This window comes from Ralstonia sp. TCR112, assembly GCF_007997035.1.
Taxonomy (GTDB): Bacteria; Pseudomonadota; Gammaproteobacteria; order Burkholderiales; family Burkholderiaceae; genus Ralstonia; species Ralstonia edaphi.
Genome location: NZ_VOSS01000090.1, coordinates 49,533 through 62,690, shown reverse-complemented (window position 1 = coordinate 62,690; position 13,158 = coordinate 49,533). Strand labels below are relative to the sequence as shown.

8 protein-coding genes and 2 pseudogenes are annotated in these 13,158 nt (G+C 65.9%); 3 read left to right on the top strand and 7 right to left on the bottom strand.

All coding sequences use genetic code 11. The annotated features are described in order from the left end of the window. Window positions 1–14: 14 nt before the first annotated feature. The 5 genes and pseudogenes from pgaA to kbl all read right to left on the bottom strand — a co-directional run bounded on the left by pgaA (window position 15) and on the right by kbl (window position 6,703). Window positions 15–2,476 (bottom strand): annotated as a pseudogene (pgaA, locus tag FUT88_RS20280) (poly-beta-1,6 N-acetyl-D-glucosamine export porin PgaA). A gap of 81 nt (window positions 2,477–2,557) precedes the next feature. After that, window positions 2,558–3,562: pseudogene (locus FUT88_RS20275) on the bottom strand (LuxR C-terminal-related transcriptional regulator); the annotation flags it as partial. A 585-nt stretch (window positions 3,563–4,147) separates the two neighbouring features. Then, complete coding sequence (locus FUT88_RS20270; RefSeq protein ID WP_261797232.1) at window positions 4,148–4,420, bottom strand: hypothetical protein; 273 nt, start codon at window positions 4,418–4,420, stop codon at window positions 4,148–4,150. An 82-nt stretch (window positions 4,421–4,502) separates the two neighbouring features. After that, a complete protein-coding gene (locus FUT88_RS20265) occupies window positions 4,503–5,486 on the bottom strand; it encodes an NAD-dependent epimerase/dehydratase family protein (RefSeq protein ID WP_147217790.1) in 984 nt (327 codons plus the stop codon). After that, entirely contained in the window at window positions 5,486–6,703 is a 1,218-nt protein-coding gene (kbl, locus tag FUT88_RS20260) for a glycine C-acetyltransferase (protein WP_147217788.1), read from the bottom strand. Before kbl ends, FUT88_RS20265 begins: the two co-directional genes overlap by 1 nt. 87 nt (window positions 6,704–6,790) lie before the next feature. On the opposite strand from kbl, the gene FUT88_RS20255 reads away from it, so the two are divergent. Then, on the top strand, window positions 6,791–7,390 hold the full coding sequence (locus FUT88_RS20255; RefSeq protein WP_147217787.1) for a helix-turn-helix domain-containing protein: 600 nt from the start codon (window positions 6,791–6,793) through the stop codon (window positions 7,388–7,390). A 20-nt stretch (window positions 7,391–7,410) separates the two neighbouring features. On the opposite strand, the gene FUT88_RS20250 is transcribed toward FUT88_RS20255, so the two are convergent. Continuing rightward, window positions 7,411–8,766, bottom strand: coding sequence for an MATE family efflux transporter (locus FUT88_RS20250; protein ID WP_147217785.1), 1,356 nt, complete (start codon window positions 8,764–8,766; stop codon window positions 7,411–7,413). Window positions 8,767–9,128: 362 nt separating this feature from the next. Here FUT88_RS20250 and FUT88_RS20245 point away from each other — a divergent pair, with 362 nt between their 5' ends. Together FUT88_RS20245 and FUT88_RS20240 are read left to right on the top strand one after the other, a co-directional pair. Further along, window positions 9,129–10,775, top strand: coding sequence for an APC family permease (locus tag FUT88_RS20245; RefSeq protein ID WP_147217783.1), 1,647 nt, complete (start codon window positions 9,129–9,131; stop codon window positions 10,773–10,775). Between the two features lie 156 nt (window positions 10,776–10,931). Beyond that, a complete protein-coding gene (locus FUT88_RS20240; protein WP_147217781.1) occupies window positions 10,932–11,771 on the top strand; it encodes a DUF4349 domain-containing protein in 840 nt (279 codons plus the stop codon). 15 nt (window positions 11,772–11,786) lie between these two features. On the opposite strand, the gene FUT88_RS20235 is transcribed toward FUT88_RS20240, so the two are convergent. Next, complete coding sequence (locus tag FUT88_RS20235; RefSeq protein ID WP_147217779.1) at window positions 11,787–12,797, bottom strand: VOC family protein; 1,011 nt, start codon at window positions 12,795–12,797, stop codon at window positions 11,787–11,789. Window positions 12,798–13,158: the final 361 nt, after the last annotated feature.

Below are 13,158 nucleotides of genomic sequence, written 5' to 3'. Positions count from 1 at the left end.
AGCTTGCATGGGCATCACAGCGGAATGTTGAGGTTCAGGTACAGGAACTTGCGGTTCTCGGGCTGGCCGTCGTAACGATGGCGGCCAAAGCCGATGCCGTAGGAAACCTGCGTCTTGCGATTGATCTGCCACACGTGTTCCAGCCGCGCTTCCATCATCGGGCTGTTGCCGAACGACTGCTGGTTGTACACGCCGCCGGTCAGGTACAGGCGCTGCGTGAACGATTTGTCTGCATAGCGCCAGGGCGTCCACGACCAGATGGCGGTGGCCGTGCCGCTGTAGTCGCGCGATGGCGTGAAGTAATTCAGGCCGGTCATGGTGTTGGTGCTGGTATCGGCCCCCAGCAGCACACCGACCGTATGGCGCGGCGAGGTGAACACCTGCTGGTAGAAGTTCGCCGCCCAGCGCTTGCGCAGGTTGTCGTCGGTGTAGCGCGACACGCCGTACGTCAAGGATGCGTAGCGCGTTTCATCCCATGTGTAGCGCACGTTGCCGCTCAAGGTCTTTCCAGTCACGCCCACCTGGTACGCCTTGTAGGGCACCTCGAGGTCATCGTTGGTGACCATGCCCGACACCTTCCAGTGGTCGCTCGGGATCCACGTGGCATCGAGCGTGCCGCCGGTCTTGCCTGCAGCGCCGACGGACTGGTGCACCTCGCCGTTCACTTCGACGCCGGTGTCGAACCACTGCAGGCCCGCACCGTTGCGCACGCGGCTCTGCGATGCGCCGTCAAACTGCGCACGGCCCGCAAAGTTGTGGAAGAACAGGCGATAGTGATCGGCAAACGGTCCGCTGTAAGCCTTGGTGTTGATGCCGTATTCGTTGTTGGCGAACACCGAATTGCCCTTGTCCGCCGTGGATTCGATGATCAGCTGCGGGCTCTGGTAGACATCGAGATCCTTGCGCAGCGCACGCACCGAGCCGTTCTCCGGAAAGCGCTCGTCCAGCCCGTTGGCGACATCCTTGGCCGTCTTCAGGTCGTCCACCGCCAGCGACGCACGGCCATAACCGGCCACCACGCTCAGGTCGTCGGGGTGCTCGGCCAGCGCCGTCTTATACATGTCGCGCGAGCGATACGGCTCGGTCTGCACCATCGCACCGTCGGCCCGTGCGCTGACGAGCGAGGCGGCAAACGGTGCTTCGTGGCGCCACTTGTCCAGCTCGGCAATGCCCTGGTGCGTGCGGCCCGTCAGGATCAGGTACTGCGCTTCCAGGCGCTTGATGCGCGAGTAATCGGGATTGGGCGTGCCGGCTTCCGGCGCCAGGCGCACGTATTCGGGGTTGTCGGCCTTCATCTTGTCGAGCAGCGCGCGGGCGTCTTCAAAACGGCCCGTATCCAGCATGGCGTAGAACAGGCCTTCCTGGACGTCGCCGGTTTCGATCTCGCCGGGGCTCGCGTCCTTGAGCGCGCGGGCGTAGGCATCGGCAGCCTTGTCCGGCTTATCGAGATACGCATAGGCATCGCCCGCGGCCACGCGCGTGTACGCCGGCACCTTGCCCGTCTGCGCCATGGCCTCGTAGCGCTTGACCGCGTCTTTCATGCGTCCGCGCGAAGCCAGCGCCACCACTTCATCGGCCACGATCTCCTGGCGGAACTCAGCGTTCTCGGGCGTATCGGGCACCTTCTTGAGCAGCGCCTCGATCTCAGCCACCGCCTGATCGATGATGACGAAACGCTCCGGCCCGTTGATCACCTTCAACTGCTGCCGCCCCCAGCGGATGCGCTGTGCGGCGGCGGCATGGTCGACGTGCCACGATTCGCTTTCCTTGAACCAGTCAGGATGCTCGCGCAGGTGCTCTTGCGCCAGCGTGGCAGCGCCCTCGCGCGACTCGCGCATGACCTCGTCGTGAAAGGCCTGGCGATCGGTCGGCATCGGGCCGACGGGCGCGTTGTCGGGAGCATTGCCGGCGGTATGTGTGGCGGCAGCATTGGCCGCTTCCGGCGACACCTGCAGCGGTTCCAGAGCGCCCGGGCCCTGAGCGCTCGGGCCAGACGGCACAGCCGGGGCCTGTGCGGCAGGCTCCGGCGCCGGAGCGCCCGGCGGCAGGATCACCGTAGGCGACGGCGATGCAGAGGGGGGCGCCGAAGGCGTGGCCTGAACAACAGGCATGGGCGATGCGGCGGCCGGCGCGGCAGGCGACGTCGTGCCGGACGCGTCTGCAGGCGGCACCGCCTGTTGCGCACCAGCAGCGTGTTCGCCGGAGACGCCGGCACCTCGTCACCGCTGCCGGCGACGACGGTGGTGGAGGCAAAGGTGGCCGGGCCCTTGGCCGCGGCGTCGGTCAACTGCGTATCGATCAAGCGGCGCGTGGCCGCGTTGGAAGCATCGTCGGCCGCGGCGTGCGCGATCATCGGCACCGTGCCGACCACCACAACGGTGGCGGCAGCAATAGCGCAGCGGCGGGGATGCCATGCCGCGGCCGCGCTGGTGCGCTCGGCCGGCAGGCTCCAGGTGAGTGGCTCGTGGGTTGTCATTGTTGTCATGTCCAGTGGGCGGTGCGTGCGAGCGCACGCGATCCGCATTGCATGAAGGGCTGCCTGGGCTGAGTCAGCCGAGCGCGCCGTACCGTTGGCGGTGCGCACCGGGGCGCGCAACGGCTTGGCAGGCGTCACGCTGCCGCTCACGCCACCAAAGGCGCGCGTCATGGCGGCCCAGCGGGATTCAGCGCCCAGTTCAGCGCCCGATGCGGCCACCGATGCGGTGGTCCGGTCGGACGCTCCCGTCTGGGGGGATGAAGACGCCATCACCGCGTCGCGGGCCGGTGCGCCGGCCTGGAGCGGGGTCGGTATGCGTGCAGCGGTGTGCACGAACACGTCTGCGTCTTGCGCATCGCCAGACACCTGGACCGATGTCTGCGCGGATGCAGCGCCAATGGCGGCGGCAGCCCCGCCCTGCAGTTCCAGTGGAATACCCAGGCGCATGGCGGCGTACACCGCTTCGCTCTTGTTGCGCACGTTCAAGCGTCGATACAGCGTGCACGCGTGCGTCTTGACGGTGGCTTCGGAAATGCCCAGCAGGCGCCCAACGCCCTTCACGGAGTGCCCGCGCGAGAGCAGCACCAGCACTTCGTACTGCCGTAGCGAAACATTCAGCCGCTGCGCCGCCTCCGATGCATCCAGCGAGAGCATCGGCATGGCCGCACCGGCCGCGCGCGGTATCAGGGCCGGATACGACTGGCCGCCGGCCAGCACGAGCCGCAGCGTTGCGAGCAGGACTTCCGGCGATTGCGATTTGGCGCAGTAGGCGTCCACACCGCACGTCATGGCGACGTGCGCCTCTTCAGCAGACAGGCTGGCGGCGAGCAGCACCACGCGGCTGGCCTCGCTCGTGTCGATGGCCTCGCGCAATTGAGCAGCGAGTTGGCCAGCGTCGATCGGGCCGTCGGGCTCGTCCAGGCCGATGACGAGCAGGTCGGCACGCTCGTCGCAAGCATGCAGTTCGCCAGGGATGCCAGAAGGCAATGCCGGGGCGACGACCTCCAGGCCGAGGGTGGGATGCGCGAGCAACTGCGCAAGTCCGGCTCGTAGCAACGGATGATTCTCCAGCAGGACTGCTTTCATGGTTTCCTCGTTTTCTTGTGAAGCGATTCCGGTCAAGCGCGCACAGGCCTGCCGTTGCGGGCGAGCACGCAAATGACCGTCGAAACCCCGGGACCGTCCGAGAGAAGCGCCCTGCCACCGGCGATGTGCCGGCTCTGGAGAAGCGAAGTGCGGATGCCGTGGGGACCGTGGGGTCGTGGGGACCAATCCGGTTCCGGATCCGCTTATGGGAAAAACTGTTCTGCACGTGGCGGGACTGCCTTGCACATGCAGAGTGACCGGACGACATAGAGCAAGCATCGGGCCACCTCCGTGCAGCGCAACATCTGCTTACACTTGCGGCACAAACGCCGGGGTGCAGAACCGAGGCATAACCCGCTGTGGCAAAGGATCGCCGGGCAGTCGCCACAATTGGTGCGATGCCGCAAATTGATGCAATTCTGTAACGATTCAGTTACGAATCTGCGGGGGTGTGACGACCAACCCCATCATGCCGTCAGCTGTCCACTGAACGTTTTTACAACCTGTTTTAAAACTTACCGAGCGGATGCTGCAGGCGGCACATCACCGGGACGCCGCACGCGGGCAGATGACCGATGCGCCGCTTTAGGGCTTATGGCGCATGGCAAAAAGGAAGAGGCTGTCGATGGCGCCCACCATGAAGATGAGGCCGGCAGCCGTGTGCAGCATCCAGGCACCGTCAGCAAACGGCAGTTGGATCGACGTGTGCGGAATGGCCGCCACCGCGCCTGCGGCCACCGACATGCGCACCACCGGCACCCACCAGGCGCGCTTGGCGGGCGGCGGATCGTCGCGATGTCGCGGCGCGGGGTCGGGTGTCGAACAAGGCATGCGGGCGGGGCGGGAAGTGATGGCCATGCTGCATTGTTGAACACAACCGATCGAAGCGAAACAGAAAACAGCGCCGTGCAATGCCCGCAATTCCCCTGACTGAAGCTGCCTAGGCTGTGTGCGCGGCCAAGTGCCCCAGGTTTTCCAGCATGTCGGCCGTCATCTCTGCCACACCGTACTCGGGCTTCCAGCCCCAGTCGCGCCGGGCCACCGAATCGTCGATGGAATTGGGCCAGCTGGCCGCGATCGCCTGGCGGAAATCCGGCGCGTAGGCCACCTCGAACGACGGACGATGCCGGCGGATTTCCGCCGCGAGCTGCTCCGGCGTAAAGCTCACGCCCGCAAGGTTGTAGCTGCCCCGCTCGCTGATGCGCTCGGCGGGGGCCTCCATCAACTCCAGGGTGGCGCGCACGGCGTCGGGCATGTACATCATGGGGAGCGCCTCGTCGTGCTCGAGGAAGCACGTATAACGCTCGCCCTTCACGGCCGAATGGAAGATGTCGATGGCGTAGTCGGTCGTGCCGCCGCCCGGTGCAGTCTTGTACGAGATGAGGCCCGGATAGCGCAGGCTGCGCACGTCCACACCGTGGTGCTCGAAATACCAGCGGCACCAGCCCTCGCCCGCCAGCTTGGAAATGCCGTAGACCGTCTTGGGCTCCATGATCGTGCTCTGCGGCGTGTTGTCTGCGGGCGTGGTGGGCCCGAACGCGGCAATCGAGCTGGGCCAGAAGATGCGCTCGAGCTGATGATTGCGCGCGGCTTCCAGCACGTTCAGCAGGCCATTCATGTTGAGCGCCCAGCCCCAGGTGGGCGATTGCTCTGCTGCGGCCGACAGCGCGGCCGCCAGGTGATAGATCTGCGTGATGCCGTGGCGCTCGATGATCTCGCGCAACTGGCCGCGATCGGTCACATCCAGCGTTTCGTGGCGAATCTGCGGATGGCGGCCGCGGGGCACCATGTCGCTCGTCACCACGTTGCCGTTGCCGTAGCGCTCGGCCAGCGCGGCGGCCAGCTCCGTCCCCAACTGCCCGTTGGCGCCGATGATGAGGATGCGCGGCGCCGTTCCAACATTCGCGCTCGTACCAGTGCTCATCAGATGATCCCCAGTTCCTTGCCGGCGGTCTCAAATGCCTTGAGCGCCGCATCGAGTTGCGCGCGCTCGTGCACGGCGCTGATCTGCACGCGAATGCGCGCCTGCCCCTTCGGCACCACCGGGTAGAAGAAGCCGACCACGTACACGCCCAGCTCAAGCAGACGTTTGGACAGCGCCTGCGCCTTCTGCGCGTCGTACACCATGATCGGCACGATCGGATGGTCGCCCGGCTTGATATCGAAACCCAGCTCGACGATCTTGCGGCGGAAATACAGCGCGCTGTCTTCCAGCTTGTCGCGCAGCGCGGTGTCGGCTTCCAGCAGGTCGAGCACCTTGATGGTCGCCCCGACAATGGACGGCGCCACCGTGTTCGAGAACAGATACGGCCGCGAACGCTGGCGCAGCAGTGCCACCACTTCCTTGCGCGCGCTCGTGAAACCGCCCGACGCGCCGCCCAGGCCCTTGCCTAGCGTGCCGGTAATGATGTCAATCTTGCCGAACACGCCGCGGTGCTCGTGCGACCCGCGACCGCGCTTGCCGAGAAAGCCCGTGGCGTGGCATTCGTCAATGCCCAGCAACGCGCCGAATTCGTCGCAGATGGCGCGGATCTCATCCAGCCGCGCGATGGTGCCGTCCATCGAGAACACGCCATCGGTAAACACCAGCTTGAAGCGTGCGCCCGCCGCATCGGCCGCCTGCAATTGCGCGCGCAGATCCTCCAGATCGTTGTGCTTGTAGCGATAGCGCTGCGCCTTGCACAGGCGGATGCCGTCGATGATCGACGCGTGGTTCAGCTCATCGCTGATGACGGCGTCTTCCGCGCCCAGCAGCGTTTCGAACAGGCCGCCGTTGGCATCGAAGGCCGAGCCGTAGAGGATGGTGTCTTCCGTGCCGAGAAATTTGGCCAGCCGCGCTTCCAGCGTCTTGTGCAGGTCTTGCGTGCCGCAAATGAAGCGCACCGAGCTGAGGCCAAAGCCATGCGTGTCGAGCGCTTCGTGCGCGGCCTTCAGCACCTCCGGGTGCGACGACAAGCCGAGGTAGTTGTTGGCGCAGAGGTTGATGACCTCCTTGCCGTCAGCCGTGCGGATCACAGCGCCCTGCGGCGAGGTGATGATGCGCTCGGTCTTGTAGAGACCGGCTTCCTCGATCGCCTCCAGTTCGCGGCGGATGTGCGCGTAGAAGGCGTCGGTGGAAGCATTGGCTTGCGTTGTCCCCATGATGCTGCTCCTGTAGACTGCGTTGATCGATAAATCGAACAAGTTCGATATATCGAATAATTCGTTCAATTTACAAGATACCAACCGATGGCACAAGCCCCCGCCACCGATGTCCTCGCCGACGGCCCGCCCGCCGTGGGTGCCAAGCTGCAAGCGCTGCGCCAGGCGCGCAAGCTCTCGCTCGATGAACTGTCGCGGCGCGCGGGGGTGTCCAAATCGATGCTCTCGCAGGTCGAGCGCAACCTGGCCAACCCCACCGTCGCCGTGCTGTGGCGCCTGGCCACCGCGCTTGGCGTCGGGCTCGCGGATTTCCTCTCGCCTGACGGCGCGGCCGATGCGGCGCCCGCGGTGACAGTCATCCCCGCACACTCCATCCCAGTCATCAAAAGCCCGGATGGCAAGTGCGAATTGAAGATTCTTGGCCCCGTGGACCTGGCGGCGCGCTTTGAATGGTATGAACTGGCGATTCAGCCCGGCGGCGTGCTGGCGTCAGAGCCGCACGAGCTGGGCTCGAAGGAGCACATCTCCGTGCTGAGCGGCACGGTGACGGTGCAATCCGGCGCGAGTGAGAAGAAGGTGCGGCATGGGGAATCGGCGCGCTACCCGGGGGATGTGCAGCACGCCATCTCCAACGCCGGCAAGACGATGGCGACGGCATTGCTGGTGGTGGAATACGCGCAGCAGTAAGCGCCGCAGATTGACGCCGCCTAGGATGTCTGCACTTCAGGCGCGCGCCACACGCGCGGCAGCAGCATCCCAAGCATCAGCCCGCGCAGCGCCATGAACCCCAGCATCGACACCCACAGCCCCTGGTTGCCCCACAGCGGCTGCAGCGTGACCGACAAGCCCCAGAACGCAGCCGCCGCCACGGCCATCGTCACCAGCAGTTCACGCGTGCGCGTCGCGCCGATGAACACGCCGTCAAACTGGAAGCCCCATACCGACACGACGGGGAGCAGCGCCGCCCACACCAGATAGTGACGCGCGGCTTCGCGCACGGCAGGCTGATCGGTCAGCACGCCGATGATGCCGGCACCCGCCAGCGCGTACACGGCCGCAAAGAGCCCCGCGCCAAGCACCGACCAGAACGTCGACACGCGCACGGCCATGCGCAGCGCAGCACGGTCGCGCGCGCCCATGGCGGCACCCACCAACGCTTCGGCCGCGTGCGCGAAGCCGTCCAGCCCATAAGCCATGAAAGTGAGGAAGTTGAGCAGCAGCGCGTTGGCGGCCAGCACCACATCGCCCTGCTTGGCGCCGGCATGCGCAAACCAGCCGAAGGCGGCCAGGAGGCACAGCGTGCGCAGGAAGATGTCGGTGTTCAGTCCCATCAGGCGGCGCCAGGCGTCACGGGCGAGGAGTTCGGCGCGGGTCAGCGGCGCCAGGCCCGTCGGCCGCTGCAGCCAGAGCAGCAACATGCCGAGCCCGAACCCGGCAATGTCGGCCAGCGCCGTTGCAGCACCGATACCGGCAACACCCATCCCGGCGGCTAGCACCAGGCTCAGCACCGCAACCATGTTGACGGCATTGATGAACACCTGCAGCAGAAGCGCCCGCCTCACCTGCTGCCGGCCGAGGAGCGTGCCGAGCACCACGTAGTTGGCCAGCGCAAACGGCGCCGACCAGATGCGCGTATGGCAATACACCTCCGCCATGCGCGTGACGGATTCGCTCCCACCCAGCAGCGCCAGCGTGATGCGGATGGCCGGCACCTGCAGCACCAGCAATGCCGCGCCAATGGCAAGGGCCAGCAGCAGCGCGCGCACCACGCTCGCCCGCAACGCCTGCGTGTCGCCCGCGCCGTGCGCCTGCGACACCAGCCCCGTGGTGCCCATGCGCAGGAAGCCAAACCCCCAGAAGACGAAGTTGAAGAAGACCCCGCCGAGGGCCACGCCGCCGATGTATTCCGGCCCCGGCAGATGCCCCGCCACGGCCGTATCCACCGCCGAGAGGATCGGCTGCGTCAGGTTGGCCAGCACGATGGGAAACGCCAGCGTCAGCACGCGCCGGTGCCACTGCGCAGGTGACGCAGGTGCAACCGAAGTGGCGAAAGAGGACTCCATGGGGAGAAAAAACTGCGAGGAACGATGAAAAAGGCGGTGCAACCGCTCACGATTTCGCTATCATTGCGCCCCATTGCGGGCTCCGGAATCGGGCGGCAAGTGCGGCACCCCGCACAACGTCGCCGATGACTATACGCGAATCCCCCCGGAAGGCAGACACCGTGTTCTGTCTTTCATCGCGGCCGGACGGGTGCGGTTGATGCTACGCGTCAGCCAGCACACGCATGTCCTGGGCTGGTGACACCCACCACATAGGACGGCGGGCGGCGCCCAAACAGCGTCGCCTCGGTAGAACTAAGCGGACTGGTAAGCAAACCGCGATGCCCTGTCGAACTTCCGACTCGCCGGGGCGGAGACTCCTCTTGGAAAAAAACGTACAACGCAATCTCGGCGCCTGGGCATTGATGTTGACCGGCTTGGGCTCGATCATCGGCTCTGGCTGGCTGTTTGGCGCCGGCCACGCGGCAAAGGTCGCGGGCCCCGCTGCCATCTTCACCTGGGTCATCGGCGCCGTCGTCATCCTCGCCATTGCCCTGACGTATGCCGAACTGGGCGCGATGTTCCCGGAATCGGGCGGCATGGTCCGCTATGCGCGCTACTCGCATGGCTCGCTGGTGGGTTTCGTGGCGGCCTGGGCCAACTGGATCGCCATCGTCACCGTCATCCCCATCGAGGCCGAGGCTTCCATCCAGTACATGAGCAGCTGGCCGTGGCCCTGGGCGCAGTCGCTCTTCCAGCACGGTGAGCTGACGCCGCCCGGGCTGGTGCTGTCGGCGGTGCTGGTCGTGGTGTACTTCCTGCTGAACTACTGGGGCGTGAAGGTGTTTGCCAAGGCGAACAACGCCATCACGATCTTCAAGTTCATCATTCCGGCCGCAACGGCGGTGGCGCTTGTTGCAGCAGGCTTTCACCCGGGCAACTTTGGTGGCAGCTCGGCCGCGAATGTGGCGGGACAGGGCTTTGCGCCGTACGGCTGGTCTGCGGTGCTGACCGCCATTGCCACGAGCGGCATCGTGTTTGCGTTCAACGGTTTCCAGAGCCCGATCAACCTGGCGGGGGAGGCGCGCAACCCGGGCCGCAACGTGCCCATCGCGGTGATCGGTTCGATCCTGCTGGCGGCGGTGATCTACGTGGCGCTGCAGGTGGCCTTCCTGGGCGCCGTGCCGCCCGAGTCGCTCGTCAACGGCTGGCACGGCATCGACTACCACTCGCCGTTCGCCCAGCTCGCGATTGCGCTGAACCTCAACTGGCTGGCGATCGTCTTGTACATCGATGCGTTCGTGAGCCCGTCGGGCACCGGCAGCACGTACATGGCCACCACCACGCGCATGATCTACGCGATGGAGCGCAACAACACCATGCCGGCCATCTTCGGTCGCGTGCACCCGCTGTTTGGCGTGTCGCGCCCGGCCATGTGGTTCAACCTGGCGGTGTCGTTCATCTTCCTGTTCTTCTTCCGCGGCTGGGGTGCGCTGGCGGCGGTCATTTCGGTGGCGACGGTCATTTCGTACCTGACCGGCCCGATCAGCGTGATGTCGCTGCGCCGTACGTCGCCGCAGCTGCATCGCCCGCTGCGTCTGCCGGGGCTCTCGCTCGTCGCGCCGTTCGCGTTTGTGTGCGCATCGCTCATCCTGTACTGGGCCAAGTGGCCGCTGACCGGCGAGATCATCGTGCTGATGCTGGTGGCCCTGCCCGTGTACTTCTACTACCAGGCCAAGGCCGGCTGGCCCGACTTCAAGACGGAACTCAAGGGCGCGTGGTGGATGATCGCCTACCTGCCGACCATCGCCGCGCTGTCGTACTGCGGCAGCACGGAGTTCGGCGGCCACGGCTACATCCCCTACGGCTGGGACATGGGCATCGTCGCAGTGCTTTCGCTGTTCTTCTACCACTGGGGCGTGGCCAGCGGCTGGCACACGCGCTACCTGGACGAGGTGGACAGCGTGCACGAAGAAACCGAAGTGCGTGACCGCAAGCGCGCCGCACGCGAAGTCCCGCAAGGCGCCTGACGCCACGGTTGCACGCTGCAAAAAAAACGCCCGACCGGTTCTGCCGGCGGGCGTTTTTTCTTGTCTGCGGGCTGTGAGATCTGCTCAGCTGTGTGCGCTAGACTGCGCCGCAATCCCCCGGACTTTGCGTACAACCTCACGCCATTTCATTTGCCCATGACTCGACTCCTCGGCCTGATCCTGATCGCGCTGTCCCTGAGCGCTTGCAGCAAGAAAGAAGAATCCGGCCCGGGCGGCGGTGCATCGCCCGCGATGATGGCTGCCGCGCCCGCGGCTGCGGAAAGCGCCAAGATGGCCGATCGCGCCGAGCGGCGCTTTCTCGCCTACGAACACCGCGTCTCATTGGAAGTCGACGCGCCGCAACTCGAGCGCCTGTACCGCGAATTGCAGGACGCCTGCGTGAACGAAGCCACATGGCACTGCACGGTCATGGATGCCAGCATCCAGCTCGAACGGGACCAGCGCGGCGGTACCGCCCATCTGAATCTGCGCGCCAGCCCGGAGGGCGTGCGCACCATGCGCAAACGCCTGGCGGACAGCGGTGGCGTCGTCAGCCAGGGCACCCACGTAGACGACCTCGGCCAGCCGATTGCCGAAGTCGGCAAGCGCCTGGAGATGCTGAAGAACTACCGCACGAGCCTGCTCGACCTGCAGCGCAAGGCGACCAAGGTGGAAGACCTCATCCTGATCGCAGAAAAGCTGGCGGAAACGCAATCGGAGCTGGAGGCCGCCACCGGCCAGAACATGCACCTCATGGACCGCGTGAACCGCGAGGTGCTGTCGATCGACCTCAGCACGCGGCAGACGGCAGCGCGCAGCCTGTGGGCGCCCATCGGCAATGCGTTCCGCGAATTCCTGCCTTCGCTGGTGCGCGCGAGTGCGAGCGTGATCGAGGCGGTGGCTTACCTGCTGCCGTGGGCGATCGTTCTGTCGATCGTGGTGGCGCTGTTCATCAAGCTGCGGCGCAAATGGCGCCAGCGCAAGTCGACCCAATGAGCCATCGATTGGTCGCTAGGCCGTAGCCGGCTGCTCCTGCGGCTCGGCTACCGCCACGGCGGCACCTTGCACACGCTCCACCGCCTCGAACAGGGCGCGGATGTTTGCCGCGCCAAACCCACGCGCGCCCTGGCGCTCGATCAGCTCAAAAAAGAACACCGGCTCCGCCGTGCGAGATGGCGCCAGGAATGACTGCAACAGCAGGCCATCGGCATCGCGATCGGCCATGATGCCAAGCGCCAGCGCCGCGTCGCGCGGAACCGGGCAATGGCCGATGCGCGCCAGCATGGCGTCAAACACTTCGGGCATGGAGCCCGCGAAGTTCACCTCGTGGCGTTTGAGCCCGAGGCTATGCGCCAACAGTGCAGGCACACGCAGCGCCAGGTGCTGGATGCCCGCACCGCCGTGCACGTCGACAAAGCGGTGCAGTTGCGTCCTCTGGCTGCTGGCTGTAGGCGCAGAGAGCACGAGCTTCACGCTGCCGCTGGCGTTCTGCAGCACTGTGTTGATCATGCCGAGGCTGCGCGTCTGGATATGCTCCGTTTGCGTGACATGCAGGCCAAAGCCCGCTTCGTAACGCGCAACCGTTGCGCCCATGGTGCCGCAAGGCAGGCACAGCGCGAGGTGGTCCAGCCCCTGCGCTCCATCGAAGGCAGCATCGCCGGCCGCTGGATCGTGCTCGACAAACGTGTGCGTGACATGGCCGATCCCGCCCACACGCGCCATGCGCACAGGGCGCTCCCCAGCCGGCGTAGACACGACGTCCCAGTGCGGCGGTGCAAGATCGGCAGCGCCTGCACGCACGGCACGGCCATGCGCGACGGCAACGTCATCGACCGCGAACATCACGTCATTGACGACGATTTCGTCGGCACGCGGCGCATCGGCGCGACCTTGCTCGACCCGCAACCACGCATCGCCGCGCACCCGCCCCACATCGCTCGCGGGGGCCTGCAGCGTGCGCAGGAAATCGCCGGACCAGCTCGGGCCGCTGACCGATACCGATGCCACTGACGCAATTGTCATGACCGTCTCCTGACGCCGGAGTGGCGTCGTGTTGGGGGGATTGGGAAAACGTCTGTCGCTTCAGTATCGAAACGCGGCGGCACCCGGCAACTACGGGCGGGCGTATGCCGCTGCGCCCGGTGGTGCCTGCAGGCACGGCTTCTCGGGACACATGCGGTGCACGCCAGGCAACGGCCTCAGTGTGAGAGCCATGACAGGCACCGCGTACTACGTGGATTGGGGGAACGGCTGGCAGGTGCTACGAAGCCATCACGGAAACTCGATGGAACGCACGGCCCCCGAACATCGCTGCGGTGGCGCGCGACCTGGCGTGGCGCAGTCTTGCGCGAGCAGTCAGGCGACGCTGCTGCGAAACAGCAGG